Annotated in this window: 16 protein-coding genes; 5 read left to right on the top strand and 11 right to left on the bottom strand. The window is 66.1% G+C overall.

What is annotated here, in order from left to right:
- Positions 1–231: 231 nt before the first annotated feature.
- From L338_RS17675 to L338_RS15915, 3 genes are read right to left on the bottom strand one after another with little or no spacing between them, the layout of a single operon-like run.
- Entirely contained in the window at positions 232–396 is a 165-nt protein-coding gene (locus L338_RS17675) for a hypothetical protein (RefSeq protein ID WP_022699407.1), read from the bottom strand.
- Positions 397–453: 57 nt separating this feature from the next.
- Entirely contained in the window at positions 454–1557 is a 1104-nt protein-coding gene (locus L338_RS15920; protein WP_022699406.1) for a PA0069 family radical SAM protein, read from the bottom strand.
- Between the two features lie 42 nt (positions 1558–1599).
- Complete coding sequence (locus tag L338_RS15915) at positions 1600–3204, bottom strand: cisplatin damage response ATP-dependent DNA ligase (RefSeq protein WP_022699405.1); 1605 nt, start codon at positions 3202–3204, stop codon at positions 1600–1602.
- A 147-nt stretch (positions 3205–3351) separates the two neighbouring features.
- Here L338_RS15915 and L338_RS15910 point away from each other — a divergent pair, with 147 nt between their 5' ends.
- Together L338_RS15910 and L338_RS15905 are read left to right on the top strand one after the other, a co-directional pair.
- Entirely contained in the window at positions 3352–4950 is a 1599-nt protein-coding gene (locus tag L338_RS15910; protein ID WP_022699404.1) for an AbgT family transporter, read from the top strand.
- 79 nt (positions 4951–5029) lie between these two features.
- The gene (locus L338_RS15905) at positions 5030–5212 is read left to right on the top strand and encodes a DUF3008 family protein (RefSeq protein ID WP_022699403.1); all 183 of its coding nucleotides are present in this window, start codon (positions 5030–5032) and stop codon (positions 5210–5212) included.
- A gap of 82 nt (positions 5213–5294) precedes the next feature.
- On the opposite strand, the gene L338_RS15900 is transcribed toward L338_RS15905, so the two are convergent.
- The 7 genes from L338_RS15900 to L338_RS15870 all read right to left on the bottom strand — a co-directional run bounded on the left by L338_RS15900 (position 5295) and on the right by L338_RS15870 (position 14295).
- Positions 5295–7214, bottom strand: coding sequence for a calcium-binding protein (locus tag L338_RS15900; protein WP_022699402.1), 1920 nt, complete (start codon positions 7212–7214; stop codon positions 5295–5297).
- 138 nt (positions 7215–7352) lie between these two features.
- Positions 7353–8201: a calcium-binding protein gene (locus L338_RS15895; protein WP_022699401.1), complete on the bottom strand. Its 849-nt coding sequence runs from the start codon at positions 8199–8201 to the stop codon at positions 7353–7355.
- Between the two features lie 300 nt (positions 8202–8501).
- The gene (locus L338_RS15890; protein WP_022699400.1) at positions 8502–9899 is read right to left on the bottom strand and encodes a calcium-binding protein; all 1398 of its coding nucleotides are present in this window, start codon (positions 9897–9899) and stop codon (positions 8502–8504) included.
- Positions 9900–10041: 142 nt separating this feature from the next.
- Positions 10042–11166 (bottom strand): calcium-binding protein, encoded by a 1125-nt coding sequence (locus tag L338_RS18150; protein ID WP_022699399.1) that lies wholly within the window; start codon positions 11164–11166, stop codon positions 10042–10044.
- Positions 11167–11364: 198 nt separating this feature from the next.
- Positions 11365–12591, bottom strand: coding sequence for a calcium-binding protein (locus tag L338_RS15880; RefSeq protein ID WP_022699398.1), 1227 nt, complete (start codon positions 12589–12591; stop codon positions 11365–11367).
- Positions 12592–12680: 89 nt separating this feature from the next.
- Positions 12681–13223 (bottom strand): hypothetical protein, encoded by a 543-nt coding sequence (locus L338_RS15875; protein WP_022699397.1) that lies wholly within the window; start codon positions 13221–13223, stop codon positions 12681–12683.
- Between the two features lie 61 nt (positions 13224–13284).
- Entirely contained in the window at positions 13285–14295 is a 1011-nt protein-coding gene (locus L338_RS15870; RefSeq protein ID WP_022699396.1) for a ligase-associated DNA damage response exonuclease, read from the bottom strand.
- Positions 14296–14438: 143 nt separating this feature from the next.
- On the opposite strand from L338_RS15870, the gene L338_RS15865 reads away from it, so the two are divergent.
- Positions 14439–14816, top strand: coding sequence for a hypothetical protein (locus L338_RS15865; protein ID WP_022699395.1), 378 nt, complete (start codon positions 14439–14441; stop codon positions 14814–14816).
- On the top strand, positions 14813–15622 hold the full coding sequence (locus L338_RS15860) for a DUF2145 domain-containing protein (RefSeq protein WP_022699394.1): 810 nt from the start codon (positions 14813–14815) through the stop codon (positions 15620–15622). Before L338_RS15865 ends, L338_RS15860 begins: the two co-directional genes overlap by 4 nt.
- Here the strand turns inward: L338_RS15860 and L338_RS15855 are convergent.
- The gene (locus L338_RS15855; protein ID WP_022699393.1) at positions 15619–16587 is read right to left on the bottom strand and encodes a hypothetical protein; all 969 of its coding nucleotides are present in this window, start codon (positions 16585–16587) and stop codon (positions 15619–15621) included. The genes L338_RS15860 and L338_RS15855 overlap by 4 nt on opposite strands.
- Before the next feature lie 137 nt (positions 16588–16724).
- Here L338_RS15855 and L338_RS15850 point away from each other — a divergent pair, with 137 nt between their 5' ends.
- Entirely contained in the window at positions 16725–18104 is a 1380-nt protein-coding gene (locus L338_RS15850) for a serine hydrolase domain-containing protein (RefSeq protein ID WP_022699392.1), read from the top strand.
- The last annotated feature ends 78 nt before the right edge of the window (positions 18105–18182 follow it).

The raw sequence follows: 18182 nt of genomic DNA, 5'->3' as shown, positions 1-18182 counted from the left end.
GCTCGTTTCCCGGATCAAGTCCGGGATGACAATGGTGGGTGATGGGGAGGGCGCGTTTTGTTCTGTGACGGCCCTTCGAGACGCCGCGCCTTTGGCGCGGCTCCTCAGGGGTGGGGTGATAGGAGGGGGTGGGAAAACGACGGCATCACACCCCAAGCCTTAGCCTGAGGAGCCCGCAAGGGCGTCTCGAAGGCGGGGTCGGGAAGGCGCAAACTTCCCCGGGAAACTCCGCTATTCTTCCCCGATGCCCTCGCAGTCTTCCAGGGCGCCGGGATAGGCGTCAGCTTCGGCGCGGCACTGGCTGCGTTCGGCGTTTTCGGCGGTGTCGGAGAAGTCGAGGGTCTCGCAGGCGGCGAGGCTGAGAAGGATCAGGGCGGAGAGGGCGAGGCGTTTCATGACGGGCGCTCCGGTGCGGTGGCAGGGTGGTTCGTTCAAGGTGCCGCGCGCCGCGGTTCAAAGCAATCGGGGTTGCGCGCCGTCGCGTTCGGGGGGCTCGAACAGGTCGGTGCGCAGGGGGCGGCGGTCCTGGTTGTAGTCGTAGCGGCGGAGAGCGGCGCGGAAGCGTTTGGCGATCAGGTCGGCATAGGGGCCGGTTCCGCGCTGGCGGACGCTCCAGCGGGAATCATAGTCGCGGCCGCCGCGCATCTGGCGCATCAGGGACATGACGTGATCGGCGGCGTCGGGCCGGGTGGTGGCCAGCCATTCCTTGAACAGGTCGGCGATTTCGCGCGGCAGGCGCAGCATGACATAGGCGGCGCTGGTCGCCCCGGCCTCGCGCGCGGCCTTCAAGATCGGTTCGATTTCTGAATCGGTGAGGGCCGGGACGATGGGGGCGACCATGACGGTGACCGGGACGCCGGCTTTCGACAGCGCCTCGATGGCTTTCAGGCGCTTGTCCGGCGTGGCGGCGCGCGGCTCCATATCCCGCGCCAGCTTGCGGTCCAGCGTGGTGACCGAGACGGCGACGCGGGCCAGGTCCTGCCGCGCCAGCTCGGCCCACATGTCGATGTCGCGGGTGACGAGCGCGCTCTTGGTGATGACGCTGACCGGGTGGCGGGTCTTGATGAAGACGGGCAGCATTTTGCGCATCAGCCCGAATTCCCGCTCGGCCGGCTGGTAGGGGTCGGTATTGGCGCCGATGACGATGGTGGAGGGGCGGTAATTCGGCGCGGCGAATTCCTTCTTCAGAAGGTCCGCGGCGTCCGGCTTGAAGAAGATGCGGCTTTCGAAATCCAGCCCCGGCGACAGGCCCCAATAGGCGTGGCTGGGCCGGGCGTAGCAATAGATGCAGCCATGCTCGCACCCCTGATAGGGGTTGATGGACTGGCTGAACGAGATGTCGGGCGAGTTGTTGCGGCTGATGATCCGCTTGGGGTGTTCGGCGTGGATGCGGGTGTGAAGTTTGGGCGGGTCGCCGTCCTCCTCCCGCCAGCCATCGTCGAAGGGCTCATAGCCGTTCGGCTCGAACCGGCCGGAGACATTGGAGCGCGCGCCGCGGCCGCGCGGCTGGATGGTGTCGGGCAGGGCTTTGCGGCGGTCGGGATTACGCTCGGACATGCCGAGGACAATAATCCTAGGAAATAGAACGAAGCAAGAACATTACTCAGGCAGCATGGCTTCCAGCGTTTCCAGCCGGTCGGCCTCGGCGGCCGGCTTGTCCCAACGCAGGCGGTGGATGCGGGGGAAGCGCATGGCGACGCCGGATTTGTGGCGGGCGGAGCGGTTGAGGCCCTCGAAGGCGATCTCCAGCACCAGGCCGTTTTCCTTGTCGGCTTTTACCGCGCGGACGGGGCCGAAGCGGTCGATCGTGTTGTCGCGGACAAAGCGGTCGATCTGTTTCAGTTCTTCGTCCGTGAAGCCGAAATAGGCCTTGCCGACGGGGACCAGCTCGTCGCCGCCGTTTTCGCCCTCGCGCCAGACGCCGAACGTGTAGTCCGAATAGAAGCTGGATCGCTTGCCGTGGCCGCGCTGGGCGTAGAGGAGGACGGCGTCGATCAGATAGGGGTCCTGTTTCCACTTGAACCAGGGGCCTTTGGGGCGGCCGGGCTGGTAGGCCGAATCCCAGCGCTTGAGCATGACGCCCTCGATCTCCGGCGCGGGCGGGTCGGCGCGGTGTTTTGCCAGTTCCTCCCACGTCTCGAAGGGGACGAGGGGAGAGAGGTCCAGCCGGTCGCCGCCTTCGTGCGTCTCGACCATTTTTTCGAGGCGCGCCCGGCGCTCGGCGAAGGGCTTTTTGCGCCAGTCCTCGCCTTCCAGCGTCAGCAAGTCATAGGCGCGGATAAAGGCGGGGCGGTCCGTCATCTGTTTCTTTGAGACGGTCTTGCGGTTGAGGCGCTGTTGCAGCTCTCCGAACGGCGCGACCGAGCCGTCCTTGCGGCGAACCAGAAGCTCGCCATCCACCGCGCCGTGGAAATCGAGCCCGGCGAGGACGTCCGGGAAGGTTCCGCTGATCTCGTCGCCGGTGCGGGAATAGAGGCGTTTATAGCCGTTCTCGCAGACCGCCTGAACGCGCACGCCGTCCCATTTCCACTCTGCCGCGTAGTCTGACGGATCGAGGCGGTCTTTCAGCGCCTTCTCCTCCAGCGCGGTGGCCAGCATGACCGGGCGGAACAGGGCGAGGTCGCCGGGCTCGGGCTTTTCCTGATGGCCTTCCAGCCAGGCGAAGAGGGACTCATAGGGCGGGTCGATGCCGTGCCAGATCTCCTCCACATGCTGCACGTCAACGTCGCCGAAGGCGGCCAGCGCGGTCTTGGCCAGACGCGCGGAGACCCCGATGCGCAGGCCGCCGGTGACAAGCTTCAGGAGCGCCCAGCGCTGGGTGGCGCCCAGCGCGTCCAGCCAGCGCTCGACATGGGCCGGGCCGTCGGCGCGGGTGGAGGCCTGCAGCGTCTCCACGATTTCGGAGAGATCGGGCGCGCGGTTGGCGCCGGGTCGGGCGGGCCAGACCAGCGCAATGGTCTCGGCCAGATCCCCGACATAGTCATAGGACATGGCGAACAGCGCCTCGTCATAGCGGTCCGCGATCAGGGCGCGGAGCATGGCGGGTTTGACGGAGGGGATGTCCAGATCGCCGGTGATGGCGGCCAGCGCATAGCCGCGGTCCGGGTCCGGGGCGTTACCGAAATACTCGGTCAGCAACGCGATCTTGGCGTTGCGCTGCGGCGTCAAAGAGAGCCGGTCGAGGAGGGCGGAGAACGCTTCCATGGAGCCATCATATAGGGCGCCAATGCGCGGAGGGCTGCAATTACGACAAGGCTTCTCAAAACCATTGTGCAGCGTCTAGGGTGTTCGCAATGAGGGATGCGCGCGGCTTCGGCGAGGGAGATCCGCGACTAAAAAAGGGGTCTTCCAATGGCTGAAGCGCAGGTCGAGCGCCAGAAGGGCATTCTGGGCGTTATTGAACGGACGGGGAATCGGCTTCCCGATCCGGTTTTCATTTTCCTGTATCTGATACTGGCGCTGGTGGCGGTGAGCGTTGTCGCCGCGCTGGCGGATATGGGCGTGGCGCATCCGATCGAGACCGGGCCGAATGGCGAGGCGGTGCGTATCGAGGCGGCGAGCCTGCTGTCGGCGGAGAATTTGCGCCGCTTGCTGACCGAAATGCCCCAGACCTTCACCCACTTTCACCCGTTGGGCTATGTGCTGGTGGTGATGCTGGGCGCGGGCGTGGCGGAGCGGGCCGGGCTGTTCGGCACGGCGATGCGCGCCGGGGTGCGGAACGCGCCGAAATTCCTGCTGACCCCGGCGGTCGCGCTGGTCGCCATGATGGGCAACCACGCCGCGGACGCAGGCTATGTGGTGCTGATTCCGCTGGCGGCCGTACTGTTCGCCGCCGCCGGCCGCCACCCGATCCTTGGCATCGCCGCGGCGTTCGCCGGGGTGTCGGGCGGGTTTTCCGCTAACCTGTTCCCGGGGCAGCTGGACGCGCTGCTGTTCGGGATCACGCAGGAGGGCGGGGAGATACTGATCCCCGATTATCAGGCCAATATCGCCGGTAACTGGTATTTCATCGCCGGGCTGATGTTCCTCTATCTGCCGGTCATCTGGTTCGTCACCGACCGGATTATCGAGCCGCGGCTGGGCAAATGGACCGGCGGAGCGACGGTGGGCGCGACAGAGCAGGACGGCGAGGCCGCCGACCCGGACGCGCCGCTGACCCCGGGGCAGCGAAAGGGTCTGGTCTGGGCCGGGCTGGCGTCGTTGGCGGTGGTGGTGATCTGGGTATTGCTGACGATCGGGCCGGGACAGGCGCTGATCGATCAGACGGCCGATCAGGCGGCGGCGCGCTTCTCGCCGCTGTTCCGCTCGCTGGTGGCGGGGTTCTTCGTGCTGTTCCTGGCCGCGGGCTGGGCCTATGGCGCGGCGGCGGGGACAATCAATAATCACCGCGACCTGGTGGGGATGATGACCAAGGCGATGGGCGACATGGCCTATTACCTGGTGCTGGCCTATGCCGCGGCGCATTTCGTGGCGATGTTCGGCTGGTCGAATCTGGGCCTGATCATCGCGGTGGCCGGGGCCGGGGGGCTGGAAGCCTCCGGCCTGCCGCTGCCGGTGCTGCTGACGCTGCTGGTGCTGCTGACCGGGTTCATCAATCTGTTCGTCGGCTCGGCCAGCGCAAAATGGGCGCTGCTGGCGCCGGTGCTGGTGCCGATGTTCATGCTGATCGGCGTGTCGCCGGAGGCCACCACGGCGGCCTATCGCGTGGGCGACTCGGCGACCAATATCATCACGCCGCTGATGGTCTATTTCCCGCTGATCCTGGTGTTCGCGCAGCGCTGGGTGCCGGGCTTCGGCCTTGGCAGCCTGACCGCGACGATGGTGCCCTATTCGATCTGGATGCTGATCACCGGACTGATCATGACGTTCGCCTGGGTCTATCTGGGCCTGCCGCTGGGGCCGGGCGCGGAGGTCGGCTACACGCTGCCGGCCTCGGTGACCGGGCAGTAGGGACGGGAACCGGCGGGGCGGCCGGCGGTTTTTCCTCTCGCCGCCCGTGGCGAGAAGAAGACCCGAAAGGAGCCCCGCCATGCCCGCCAAATCGAAAGACCAGCAAAAGGCCGCCGGCGCGGCGCTGTCCGCCAAGCGCGGCGAGACCAAGGTCTCCGAGCTGAAAGGCGCCTCGAAGGAGATGTACGACTCCATGTCCGAAAGCGAGCTGGAGGACATGGCCTCGGCCAAGCGCAAGGGAAAGCCCGAGAAGAAGGGCTGAGGCGCAGAAACAAGAAAGCCCGCCGCCCGCAGATGCGGGGGCGGGCTTTCTTGTTTTTGAATGGTTTGCGCTGAGTCCGGCGCTAGAGCAGGAAATCCGCCTCCAGCGGTTCGTCGCCGAAGACCAGGATTTCGAAATCCGCGCTGGCGTCTCCGTCGACATCGGCCTGAACCAGATAGCGCCCGCCGCCCTGATCGACCACGCGGAGCTGTCCCGCGGCGCTGAAGGAGCCGGTGATGAAGGTGAAGGCCTGGTTTCCGGGCGTGGTCGTGTCGGCGTCCATGAGGTCCAGGAAGATGGATTCATTGCTCTGGAAGTCGGCGATGACGTCGCGGTCGCCGCCCGTGCCGGAATGGCTGAGCGCGGTGAAGATGAAGATGTCGCCGTTACCGCCGCCGCCATAGAGGATGTCGCGTCCTTCGCCGCCGAGGAGCTGGTCGCTGCTGCCGCCGCCCTTGAGCATGTCGTCGCCGGTTCCCCCGATCATGAAGTCCGCTCCGACGCCCCCGATCAGCCGGTCATCGCCCGCATCCCCGTTAAGGCTGGCCACGCCGTCGCCGCTGAAGAGCCGGTCATTGCCATCGCCGCCGAACAGCTCCGCCCGGCCGCCCGCGCCGCCGATCAGGACATCGCTTCCCGCATCGCCATAGAGCTTGTCGAGGCCGGTTCCGGCGAACAGTTCGTCATCGCCGGTTCCCCCGCTGAGCGTGTCGTCGCCGTTCCCGCCAACCAGCCGGTCATTCAGGGCCAGCCCGCGAAGATCATCATTTCCGTCGCCGCCCAGCAGAACGTCCGACCCTTCCGCCAGGAAATAGTTGTCGCCATAAAGCGTGTCGTCGCCCGCGCCGCCGTCGATCCGGTCATCGCCCGAAGCGCCATAGGCGACGTCATTTCCGCCGCCGCCGAAGATCGTATCCGCCCCGGACTCGCCCTGCAGGCTGTCGGCGCCTTCGCCGCCGTCCAGACGGTCATTCCCGGTTCCGCCATAGAGCATGTCGGTCCCGGTTCCGCCGAACAGGAAGTCATTGCCGGAATAGCCGTAGAGCGTGTCGTTGTCGGCGCCGCCCAGCAGAGTGTCGTCGCCGGTTCCGCCGAACAGGGTGTCCAGGCCGGCGTCGCCAAACAGCCGGTCATTCAGGGCGTTTCCGTACATCAGGTCGTCGCCATCGCCGCCGAACAGGGTGTCGGAGCCGGTGGTGGCGAAAAAGTCGTCCCCCACGACCCGGTCGTTGCCCGCGCCGCCAAAGAGCCGGTCCGCGCCTGCATTGCCGTAAAGGGTGTCGCCGCCGTCCCCGCCATCAAGGCGGTCTTCGCCCAGACGGCCGTTCAGGACATCGTCCCCCATTCCGCCATAGAGGGCGTCGGAGCCGGTCTGGCCGTCCAGAGTGTCGCTATCGGCGCCGCCGAAGAGCCTGTCCCCGCCCGTTCCGCCATAGAGCGTATCGCTGCCCTGTTGTCCGTAGAGGAGGTCGTCGCCGGAATTCCCGAACAACGAGTCCACGCCGGTTCCGCCCTCCAGCTGGTCCGTCATGGCGTTGCCGCGCAGCGTGTCGTTTCCGCCGCCGCCGAACAGCACGTCCATCCCGGCGCCGCCGTAATAGTCGTCGCCTATGAGTTCATCATTGCCATCGCCGCCGAACAGGACGTCATCCGCGTCGCCGCCATAGATTTCGTCCGCGCCGGCGCCCCCGTCCAGAACGTCTGCATCATCGCCGCCATCCAGGGAATCGTCGCCGGCTTCGCCGAGCAGACGGTCAGCGCCGGCGCCGGCGCGCAGCGTGTCGCTGCCGGCTTCGCCCTTCAGGCGATCCGCGCCCGCGCCGCCATAAATTATGTCATTGCCCGTTCCGCCGTGGATGACATCGTCGCCGCCCTCGCCGCTGAGATAGTCGGGGCCGGTCAGCCCGAAGATTATGTCGTTTCCGCCGCCGCCCTGAATCGAGTCCGCTTCGCTGCCGCCAAACAGATTGTCGTCGCCGTTCGTGCCGCTGATGACCGCCATGCCGAATCGCTCCCCTGACCAATGATGGCGGGAAACTAACCTATGTTAGTCGAGGGGCAACCGCTGTCCGGATTATATTTGAATACAAATGTGCCTGACGAAGCGGTCCGTCCGGCAATCTGAAGGACCATACAGCTGTTACAGTACGAAATCCGTCTCCAGCGGCTGGTCGCCGAAGACGAGGAATTCCAGGTCGGCGCTGGAGTCGCCGTCCACTTCCGCCTGGACGATATAGCGGCCGCCATCGTCCACGACGCGCACCTGCCCCGCGGCGGTGAAGGCGCCGGTGATGAAGGTGAAGTTCTGAAGGCCGGCCGTGAGCGCGTCGGCGTCGATGGAGATCAGGCTGATCGTGTCCGTTCCGCTTTCGAAATCCCGGATGATGTCGCGGCCGCCGCCAAAGCCGGATTCCGAAGCGGATTCGAAGAAGAACGTATCGGCGCCAGCGCCGCCGAACATCAGGTCCGCGCCGGAGCGGCCCAGGATGAAATCGTCGCCGCCGCCGCCCTTGATCAGATCGTCCCCGCCGTCGGCATAGATATTGTCGTTTCCGGCGCCGCCGTGCAGCACGTCACTGCCGCCTCCGCCGCTGAGATAGTCGGAGCCGGTTCCACCGAACAGGCTGTCGTCGTCAAGGCCGCCGAAGAGGATGTCGCGGTTCGCGCCGCCGACCAGCAGGTCCGAGCCGGTATTGCCGTGGAGATTGTCTTCCCCGGTTTCGCCGAACAGCCTGTCGGCGCCGTCGCCGCCCGATAGCAAGTCATCATCCGCGCCGCCTTTCAGGCGATCGTCGCCATCGCCGCCACGGAGCGTGTCGAAACCGTCCCCGCCATTGAGGATGTCGTTGCCGCTTCCGCCGAAGATATCATCATTGCTTCCGCCGCCGCTGAGAACATCCGCCCCCGAGTACCCGTAGATGATATCGATGCCGGAGCCGCCCCCGAGAAAATCATCGCCCGCCGTACCGTAGATATAATTGACCGCCATAACCCTGACCTCCGTGTTCCGGTCCGATTTGTTCGGCAGGCGCCGCCGGGGGTAGCCCGCGGGCGCGCCTGCAGAAGTTCAAACGGGATCGGGCCCGGTCAGAGGACAGGGGGAAAGAAAAAAAGCGGCCGCGGACAGGGTGAAAATCCGGACGGACATTATCACCGTTTCCGGCTGTGGCCCGGAACAAGGATTTCGATGGCGGCAATGGCCGCCGCCATCGCCGCCAGAGAGCCTGATCTTGCCAGGCGCGGCGATGAAGCGGGTCATGCCTGCGCCTGGCTGTATGCCGGGCGCCGTTTACAGCACGAAATCCGCCTCGACAGGTTCATCGCCGAAGACCAGGATTTCAAGATCGGCGGTGGCGTCTCCGTCGACATCGGCCTGGACGATGAAGCGCCCGCCGTCATCCACCACGCGGAGCTGTCCCGCGGCGCTGAAGGAGCCGGTGATGAAGGTGAAGGCCTGATCGCCGCCCGTGGTCGTGTCTGCGTCAATGGCGAAAAGTTGGATCGTATCGGCACCGCTCTCGAAGTCTGCGATGACGTCGCGATTGGCGCCGCCCGCGCCGGAATCACCCGGTCCGAAGCCGAAGTTGTCGTTGCCGGATCCGCCGAACATGACATCCCGGCCTGCCCCGCCGGTGATACTATCGTCGCCGCCGCGGCCTTTGATGAGGTCGTTGTCCGCGCCGCCCAGGAGCGTCTCCCTGTCATCGCCCCCGACCAGAAGGTCATCGCCTGCATCGCCGTTCATAAAGGCGCCGCCGGATTCATTGAACAGACGGTCATTGCCGGTTCCGCCAAAGAGATCGTCGCCGAAGGCTCCAAGCTGGGAGGCTCCGCCGAACAGCGTATCGTCGCCTGCGCCGCCAAAGATCTGGTCATCGTCGTTTCCGCCGAACAGGAGGTCGGAATCGGCGTCTCCCCGGAGCGTGTCATCCCCGTCGCCGCCCTTGAGCAGGTCGGAGCCCAGGCCGCCCTCGATCGCGTCGGCGTCCAGCCCGCCAAAGAGCTGGTCCGCGCCGCCAACGCCGGAGAGGAAATCGGATCCCGCGCCGCCGAACAGGGTGTCAGCGCCGCTTCCGCCGATAAGACGATCTATGCCCGTTTCGCCAAAGAGCACATCGTCGCCTAAACCGCCATAAAGGTCGTCCGAGCCGTCGCCGCCGAACAGGCTGTCATCGTCGGCCAGCCCCGCCAGCACATCATCGTTATCGCCGCCCTTGAGCAGGTCATCGCCGTCGCCGCCGAACAGCTGGTCCTCGCCAAGCCCGCCATTGACCAGGTCGGCGTCGTCGCCGCCGAAGACGAAGTCATTTCCGGCGCCGCCAAAAAGACGGTCATTGCCTGTGTCGCCATAGAGGCGATCGGCGGCGCCGCCGCCCGCCACGACATCGATCCCGGCCCCGCCAAAGAGGGAATCCGCGCCATCCCCGCCGAGCAGGCGGTCATCTCCACCCTCGCCAAAAATGCCGTCCACGCCGGTTGCGCCCTTGAGACGGTCATTGCCGGTCCCGCCATATATCGTATCGTCGCCGGCGCCGCCCTTGATGACGTCGTTTCCGGCCTCGCCGTCCAGCAAATCCCCGCCGCCGCGGCCGAAGATGATGTCCGAACCGGCATCGCCATAGATCGAGTCGATTTCCGTGCCGCCGAACAGGTTGTCGTTACCGGCCGTGCCGTTGATGAGCGCCATTTTCGAACATCTCCGTATTCAATGGGGTTCGGCACCCTAACGTGCGTTTTCGTAGCGGCAAGAAAAAACGGCCTCGCCAGCGGGCCGGCGGGCCGTTTCACACGCTTGATTGCAATGCCTTCCGGCAGGGGGGAGAACGCCGTCAGAAAATATCGCCGGCCAGCGGCTCGTCACCGAGAACAAGGATTTCGAAATCGGCGTTGGCGTCGCCGTCCACATCCCCCTGGATGACATAACGGCCGCCGCCAATATCCTGCACGCGCAACTGCCCGGCGGCGGAGAAGCTGCCGGTGATGAAGAAGAAGGCCTGAAAGCCGCCTGTCGTGGTATCGGCGTCGAAACCCAGGATGATCTGGTCCTCGTTATCGAAATCGGTGATGACGTCGCGATTGGCGCCGCCGACGCCGCTTTCCGAGATATCGTTATAGCTGAACGTGTCCCCGCCCGCTCCCCCGGTCAGAATATCCCGGCCAGCGCCGCCGATGAGCGTATCGTTTCCGGCGTTGCCTTCCAGATAGTCGGCGCCCGCGCCGCCTTCCATGTAATCAGCGCCGCCGGCGTCATCGCCGCCAATCAGGCGGTCATCGCCGTCCCCGCCGAAGAGATTGTTGCTGCCGGCGCCGCCGAACAGGGAATCATTGCCGGTTTCGCCGAACAGGCTGTCGATAAAACCGCCGCCGCCGACCAGAATGTCGTCACCATCGCCGCCGCGCAGCGTGTCAAAATTCCCCAGCCCGCCGAACAGGCGGTCCGCGCCCGTGCCGCCGAACAGATTGTCGTCGCGGTCGCCGCCCTTCAGGATATCGTTGCCGGCGGCCCCAAAGAGGGAGTCGTCGCCGTCGCCGCCATTGAGCAGATCCGCGCCCGCGTCGCCGTACAGGTTGTCGTTGCCGGTTCCGCCAAAGACATTGTCATCGCCCAGCCAGCCGCTGAGAATGTCATTGTCCGCACCGCCGCTGACGACGTCATTTCCGGTTCCGCCGAACATGATATCCCGCCCGGCCTCGCCCAGCAGCCTGTCATTTCCCTCTTGGCCATCGATCGTGTCGTTATAGGCGCCGCCCTTGATCCGGTCTGCGCCCGCCCCGCCAGACAGGTTATCAGACCCGTCGCCCCCCTTCAGGACGTCGGCGCCGGTATTGCCATAGAGAAAGTCATTGCCGCCGCCGCCGAAGACGATGTCATCTCCGGCCAGGCCGTAGATAGTGTCGTCTCCGGTTCCGCCCGTGAGAACGTCGTTGTCCGTTGTGCCGTTGATAAGCGCCATGGTCTGTCAGTCTCCCGCAAAATTTCGGAGCACTATAACCAGCGTTATCGCCGCGGCAATCGAAACCGGAACTTTGTTAGTTTATCGGGGGGGACGTGAAGGCCGCCATCGCGCGAGTCAGGCCAGTTCTCTTCGACCGTACGCATGAAACCTGCGGGTTCGGGCCGAAGGTTTCATGCGCATAATCTTTCGCTTTGACTAGAGGATGAAATCTCCCGCGGTCGGCGTGTCTCCCAGGACGATGATTTCCACGTCGCTGTTTCCGTCACCGTCCGTGTCGGCCTGGATGATTGCGCGTCCGCCCTGGTCAATCACGCGCAACTCGCCCGCCGCGCCGCTGAAACTGCCAGTGATAAAGGTGAAGTCCTGATTGCCGCCGGCGCCGGTGTCGGCGTCCATGAAGCCGAAATGGATTGTGTCCACGCCGCCTTCGAAGTCGGCGATGACGTCCCTGTCGCCGCCGAAACCGGCGTCTGCCGATGAGGTGAAGTAGAAGATATCGGCGTCCGCCCCGCCATACATGACATCCTTTCCGGAGCTGTCATAAAGCTGGTCGTCCCCGGCTTCGCCGAACAGAAAATCGTCGTCCTCGTCTCCATTCAACTTATCCGCGCCGGAGCCGCCTTTCAGACGGTCTGTTCCGGTGCCGCCGCGAACTTCATCGTCGCCCGAGCCGCCGAACATGAGGTCATCGCCATTGTTGCCGTAAACAAGGTCGCTGCCTGCGCCGCCAAAGACCGTGTCGGCGCCGTCTTCGCCCGACAGATAGTCGTTGTCCGCCCCGCCAAACAGGCGGTCATCGTCAGCTCCGCCGTAAAGGTCATCCAGCCCGGCGCCCCCGAAGAGACTGTCGCTGCCGGAGCCGCCAAAGAGTTGCTCGTTGGACTCGTCGCCGGCGACAAGCGTGTCATTGCCGCCATTGCCGTATAACTCGTCGCGACCTGTTCCACCGAACAGCTGATCAGCGTGCCCGCCGCCATGCAGGGAGTCGTCCCCGGCGCCGCCGCGAAGCGTGTCCGCGCCGCCGCCGCCGAACAGGCCGTCGCTGCCCGTTCCGCCAAAAATGACATCATCGTCAAAATCGCCGGACAGACGGTCATTACCGCCGCCGCCGAGGATCAGGTCCGATCCGGAGAAGCCATCGACGCTGTCGTCCCCCGCCCCGCCGAACAGGCGGTCATTGCCAGTGCCGCCGTCAAGATAATCGCTCCCGGTTCCGCCCTTGAGACGGTCGGCGCCATCGCCGCCGTAAAGCACATCCGTACCGTCGCCGCCGTTCAGGATGTCGTCCCCGGCTAGTCCGTAAAGCCGGTCGTATCCGCCGCGCCCGGCGAGGACATCAGAGCCGCTCCCGCCGAAAATCGTGTCGTCTCCGCTTCCGCCGGACAGATTGTCATTGCCGGTCGTGCCGTTGATGAGCGCCATGTCTATTTCCTCGGCAAAAAATGAGGGAAAACAGTAGCGGCGGTTAGTAATTTGTAAACCTATGTTAATACGAATACTTCAAAAGGCGTTTATTCGCTGTCTGGATCATCCTCGACATTGCGCATGAGACTTTGCGGTTCGGCGCCGAAGGCGCGGACGCAGATTTCCTCGGCAAAGCCGCCGCGGATCTGACGGTCGGCCATTACGCTCATCATCACCGCGCCGCCCGCGCCCAGGCCGCCGCGGACCTCGCGCTCGATCACGTATTGGCCGGCGGTCTCGCTGGTTTCGAGGTCATAGAGGGTGACCGCGCCGGTCACGGCGGCGGTGTCGGTCATCACCGCGCTCTGGATGGGGTTGGGGTATTTGACGGTCTGGAGGTCGACATCGAGGCGCAACGGGCGATCCCCGGTTGCGCATTCGTCCAGCGCCTCGCGCAGGGTTTCCTGCATCTTGGCGGCGAAGTCGGCCGAGATGCCGGCGTCCGGCGCGGCGCTGACGTGCAGCTCTTCCACATAGCCGGACGCGGCGAGGTCGTCGGACAGGGCCTGCGAGGTCTCGCCCCCCGCGGTGACGCAACCGGCGAGCAGGAGGGCGGCGGGCGCGGCGGCGGCAAGAGCGGCGTATTTCATCGGGCCAGATCCTTTTGGAAGCGTCGCTGTCATTAAAGCGCACGCAGCCTGTTGGTTCAGCCTAATCGTTCTCGTCCTCGTAGCCGACGAGCGAGAGGGCCTTGGCGGGGATGCCTTGTGCCTGCGCCCAGAGGGCGAGGGCGTCTTCGCGGCCATGGGTGATCCAGAGCTCGCCGGGGGCGACCTCGCGGACGGTGTCGGTCAGCTCGTCCCAGTCGGCGTGGTCGGAGATGATCAGCGGCAGCTCGACGCCGCGCTGACGGGCGCGGGCGCGGATGCGCATCCAGCCCGAGCAGAAGGCGGCGACGGGATCGGGGAAGCGTCGCGCCCATTTGTCCGTAAAGGCCGAGGGCGGGCCGAGAATGATGGCGCCGGCGAAATCGCCCTTCTTGCCGCGCTCGACCGTGGCCGGCTCCAGCTGGCCGAGGTCTATGCCGTGTTCTTCATAGAGATCACAGAGCTTCCTGAGCGCGCCGTGGATATAAAGCGGCTTGTCATAGCCGGCCTCGCGGATATGGCGGATGACGCGCTGCGCCTTGCCGAGCGCATAGACGCCCACGACATGGGCGCGCTCCGGGAAGCGGCGGACGGATGCCAGCAGCTTGTCCACCTCGCCCGCCGTGTCCGGGTGGCGGAACACGGGGAGGGCGAAGGTCGCCTCGGTGATGAAGACATCGCAGGGGACGGGTTCGAATTCCGGGCAGGTGGGGTCGCGGCGGCGCTTGTAGTCGCCGGAGACGACCATGCGGAGACCGCCTTTCTCCACCACGGCCTGCGCGCTGCCGAGCACATGGCCCGCCGGGACCAGCTTCACCCTCACGCCGTCAACGGTGACGGTTTCGCCATAGGGGAGGGGCTGGACGCTTTCGGCGAAATTCTCGCCATAGCGGACGGCCATGATGGCCAGCGTCTCCGGCGTGGCGAGAACGTGCTTATGGCCGGCGCGGGCGTGATCGGCGTGGCCATGGGTGATCACCGCGCGTTCCACCGGGCGCACGGGATCGATGAAGAAACCGCCTGGCGGGCAGCAGAGACCTTCGGTCACGGGGCGGAGGAGCTCGGCGGGTTGCATGATTTTGAAAATAGGGTGTGACGGCGTGACTGCGAGGGTTTGGCCGCATTGCGTGGCATGGTTGTATGCGTCCAGTCATCTCGCGTTCATCCGGCCTCGTCTGGGGTGAGGCGCGTATTGCAGAAGGGACACGAGGTTTTCCCATGAAACAGTTTTCTATCGCCGCCGCGGTTGCCGCCCTGTGCGCCGCGCCCGCCGCCTACGCCCAGTCCGTCGACGATTCGTCCGAAGCCGTCGCGGGCAGCGGCGAGGCCGCCGCGAAACTCTCCGCCGCCGGGGTGAAGACCGCGGTCGGCTCCGCCGCCGTGCCGCTGGGCTCCGCCGCCGCCACGACCACCCTTGCCGGCGCGTCCGCCGGGGCGGCCGCCGAAGGAATGTGGGAGTCCGCCAACGCGCCGCTGGAGGTGGATGACGAGGTCGTGCTGCAGGCCGACCCGCCGCCGAACGTGCCGCGCGACCCCTATGCGGCTGAGGCTGACGCCGCGGACAATGAAGAGACGGACAAGGAGGCAGAGGAATGAGGGCCGCGCTCGCCATTTCCGCCGTGGCGCTGTTGTGCGCCACGCCCGCCAGCGCGCAGGTCGATTCCAGCGCCCCCACCGCAGAACCGGTCAAGCTGACCGAGGCGGAGGCGGCCGCGTTCTCCAAGCAGATCGAGCGGCGGCTGGCCGCCGGCGGCGCCCGCGTGGCGATCGTGTTCCGGTCCGGACGGCCGAGAGAGGCCCTGCCGGACGGGATTTCCTATACGCACGGCGCGTTCTGGACGTATGGCCCGATCGAGACCGAGGACGGCAAGACGCTGAACGGCTATGCCGTGCACAATCTCTATCAGGGCCGGGAGGACGTGCTCAGCTCCTATCTGAAGCAGGACTTTCCGTATGATTTCGTGAAGCCGGCGGTGGAGGAGCGCGTCGGCGTCATCGTGCCGACGCCGGGCATGCAGAAGCGGATCCTGGAGATCATGGCGTCGGATCAGTACAAGGCGATGCACCAGCCCGCCTATTCCCTGATCTCCAACCCGCATGACGCCAGCTATCAGAACTGCAACGAGTTCATGCTGGACGTTATCGCGGCGTCAGCCTGGGACACCGCCGACAGGGCGCAGATCAAGACCAACCTGGCGGCGTATTTCAAGCCTTCGCTGGTGGAGACCAGCCTGATCCAGCGCCTGTTCGCGCCGATGGCCGACGCCCGCCTGCGCACGGACGATCACGACGGCGATATCCGCACCACCACCTTCGCCTCCATAGCGGCGTTCATGGAGGAATACGACCTGTCGGACGCCAGCTACGAGATCACGTTCGAGCGGGACGGCGCGGGAAACTAGCCGCTGGTGCTGACCGCCGCGGTGGTCGCCGCCGTGGTGGCGGCGATGACCGCGGCCTGTTCGGCGGCGATGATGGCGAGGAGTTCGCGCACGGACTGGTCCGGGCTGGCCTTGCCGAGCGCGGCCAGCGCCAGGCAGGCCGCCAGCGCCCCGGCGGAGGTGGAGAGCTTCCGCTTGCGCTCGAAGGCGGCGTCGAGCGGCGGCTCCAGCGCGGCGTGGAGCGTGTCCGGGTCGGGCGCGGCGGCGGCGAGGAGGGCGCGGCGCTCGTCATTCAAAAGCTTGAGGCGTTTGTCTGTCTTCCGGCCCTCTTTCAGGGATTTGAAATTATTGGCGAGGACGGGGGCGTTCGGATCCAGCGCCGCCAGTTTCGGCGCGTAGCCGGTGGCGGTCGGCCCCCAAAGTCCCGCGGCCTCCAGCCCGCTCCGCGCGGCCTCGAACCGGGCCAGCGCGGTTTCCGGGGTGACGCCCTGCAGCGCCAGGCTGAGAGCGGGAACGGGGCCGATCGCGCGCGCGCCGTACCAGCGGCGGGGCGCGGCGTCGATAATCGCCTGATGGCGTGTCCAGAGGGCGTCCCCGGCTTCCGTATCGGAAACGGCCAGCATGATCGCCGCCTGCGGGCGCAGGCCTGAGAGCGCGCCGAAATGCTGGCGCGGCAGGGCGTGGCGCGCGGCCTCCAGCGCCTTTTCGTCCTTGCCGGTGGCCAGAAGGGCGGCGGCGATGGCCGGGCGGGTCTGGTCGGCGGTCAGTTTCCGGGTTTCGGGATTGGATTTCAGGGCTGCGGCCATTTCCGCGACCTGGCGCGGCAGGGTTCCGGAGGCTGAATCCGGCCCAACAGCGGCCAGCGTCATGGCCGCGAAAATGGCGGCGCGCTTCTTGATCCCGGCATCGTGGAAAGCGGTTTCCAGCGCCGCGAAACGGTCTGTGCGGGCGGCGGAGTCCTTGCGGATTTCATTGGCGGTTGTCATGCGGCCAACCTACAGAAATTCGCGGCGAATTTAACGGGGAAAGCGGTTCGCAAATTCCCGTTGGCTGCAAATTTTGCGCGGCGGGGCGATCCGGTGCAGGCTCCCCGGCGAATTTCATCACCGGAGGACTCCCGCCCATGCTACGCGCGCTTGCCCTGACCACCGCCCTGATCGCCACGCCCGCGCTGGCGCAGGAAGACGACGCACCGTCGCGGCACGAAACAATGCTGGCCGCCGGATACAAGGCGGCGTTCACCTGTTCGGCGGTGTTCAATGGCGGAAAGACCCCGGAACAGATCGCACAGGCCGAACTCGACCGCATCTATCCCGACTACGCGGCGGGCATGGAGGCCGCGGGCGAGGCGGTGATCGACCGGGAGGCGAAGATCGTGGCGTCCTTCTGGGCCGAGGACATGCCGCCGCGCATGGCGGTCTGGCGGCCGCATCTGGGCTGTGTGCAACTGCCGCCGGGGGCGGAGATCAGCGCCGCGGAGGCCGTGCCCACAGCGCCGCTGGGCGAGACGCCCGATTATTCGGATCGCGACTGGCCGATGGGCGATGTGCATCCAGAGACCGCAACGCCGGAGGCGCTGGCGCCGGTGATCGCGGCGGCGTTCGACCGGGCGACCTATGGCGAGGATTCGCTGACCAGCGCGGTGGTCGTGGTGAAGGACGGGGCGATCATCGCCGAACGCTATATGGACGGGCATGACCGCTATACGGCGCAGCGGACATGGTCGGTGGCGAAATCGGTCGCGGCCTCGGTGATCGGGGCGGCGGTGAAGGACGGGCTGATCGCGGTGGACGAACCCGCGCCGGCGCCCGAATGGGGCGGGCCGCTGGACCCGCGCACGGCGATTACGCTGGAAAACCTGCTGCATATGTCCTCCGGGCTGTATTCGACAGAAGCGGGCAACCGGACGGACAATGTCTATTTCGGCGGTTCGGCCGTGGCGCAGGAAGCGGCGCAGCAGATGCTGGAAGCGCCGCCGGGCGAGCGCTGGAAATACGCCAATAACGACACGATGCTGGCCATGCGGTCGCTGCGCGCCGCGATGGGGGATGATCAGGCGTATCTGGCCTATCCGTTCGAGGCGCTGCTGTGGAAGATCGGCATGACCCACACCACGCCGGAGACCGACTGGAACGGGGACTTCGTGATGTCCTCTCAGGTCTGGACCACGGCGCGGGACCTGGCGCGGCTGGGCCTGCTGTACCTGAATGACGGAGTGTGGGACGGCGAGCGGATTCTGGCGGAGGGCTGGACGGAGTATGTCGCCACGCCCGCCCCGGCGCAGCCGGACCGGGATTACGGCTATGGCGCGCAATGGTGGCTGGCGGGCGGGGTCTCCGGCCTGCCGGCGGACGCCTATATGGCGCGCGGCAATCGCGGCCAGTACGTGACGGTCATTCCGTCCGAGAATCTGGTGATCGTGCGGCGGGGATATGATGGCCGGCCCGGGGAGTATTTCGACCCGGCGGCGTTCAGCGCGGATGTTGTCGAGGCGCTGAAGTAGAGCTTCTTCTCACCCGCGTGGGGAGAGGATTGAGGAGTGGGGGGCGTTCAACCTGCCGCGTCGGTGGCTGTGTGAGAC

The sequence above is a fragment of the Euryhalocaulis caribicus genome (assembly GCF_000412185.1).
In the GTDB taxonomy this organism is placed as follows: domain Bacteria; phylum Pseudomonadota; class Alphaproteobacteria; order Caulobacterales; family Maricaulaceae; genus Euryhalocaulis; species Euryhalocaulis caribicus.
The sequence above is the reverse complement of the archived record's forward strand: the minus strand, read 5'-3'. Positions and strand labels throughout refer to the sequence as shown.

Coding starts and splice junctions, on each gene's coding strand:
- L338_RS17675 (WP_022699407.1), bottom strand. CDS start 396: ATGAAACGCCTCGCCCTCTCCGCCCTGATCCTTCTCAGCCTCGCCGCC.
- L338_RS15920 (WP_022699406.1), bottom strand. CDS start 1,557: ATGTCCGAGCGTAATCCCGACCGCCGCAAAGCCCTGCCCGACACCATC.
- L338_RS15915 (WP_022699405.1), bottom strand. CDS start 3,204: ATGGAAGCGTTCTCCGCCCTCCTCGACCGGCTCTCTTTGACGCCGCAG.
- L338_RS15910 (WP_022699404.1), top strand. CDS start 3,352: ATGGCTGAAGCGCAGGTCGAGCGCCAGAAGGGCATTCTGGGCGTTATT.
- L338_RS15905 (WP_022699403.1), top strand. CDS start 5,030: ATGCCCGCCAAATCGAAAGACCAGCAAAAGGCCGCCGGCGCGGCGCTG.
- L338_RS15900 (WP_022699402.1), bottom strand. CDS start 7,214: ATGGCGGTCATCAGCGGCACGAACGGCGACGACAATCTGTTTGGCGGC.
- L338_RS15895 (WP_022699401.1), bottom strand. CDS start 8,201: ATGGCGGTCAATTATATCTACGGTACGGCGGGCGATGATTTTCTCGGG.
- L338_RS15890 (WP_022699400.1), bottom strand. CDS start 9,899: ATGGCGCTCATCAACGGCACGGCCGGTAACGACAACCTGTTCGGCGGC.
- L338_RS18150 (WP_022699399.1), bottom strand. CDS start 11,166: ATGGCGCTTATCAACGGCACAACGGACAACGACGTTCTCACGGGCGGA.
- L338_RS15880 (WP_022699398.1), bottom strand. CDS start 12,591: ATGGCGCTCATCAACGGCACGACCGGCAATGACAATCTGTCCGGCGGA.
- L338_RS15875 (WP_022699397.1), bottom strand. CDS start 13,223: ATGAAATACGCCGCTCTTGCCGCCGCCGCGCCCGCCGCCCTCCTGCTC.
- L338_RS15870 (WP_022699396.1), bottom strand. CDS start 14,295: ATGCAACCCGCCGAGCTCCTCCGCCCCGTGACCGAAGGTCTCTGCTGC.
- L338_RS15865 (WP_022699395.1), top strand. CDS start 14,439: ATGAAACAGTTTTCTATCGCCGCCGCGGTTGCCGCCCTGTGCGCCGCG.
- L338_RS15860 (WP_022699394.1), top strand. CDS start 14,813: ATGAGGGCCGCGCTCGCCATTTCCGCCGTGGCGCTGTTGTGCGCCACG.
- L338_RS15855 (WP_022699393.1), bottom strand. CDS start 16,587: ATGACAACCGCCAATGAAATCCGCAAGGACTCCGCCGCCCGCACAGAC.
- L338_RS15850 (WP_022699392.1), top strand. CDS start 16,725: ATGCTACGCGCGCTTGCCCTGACCACCGCCCTGATCGCCACGCCCGCG.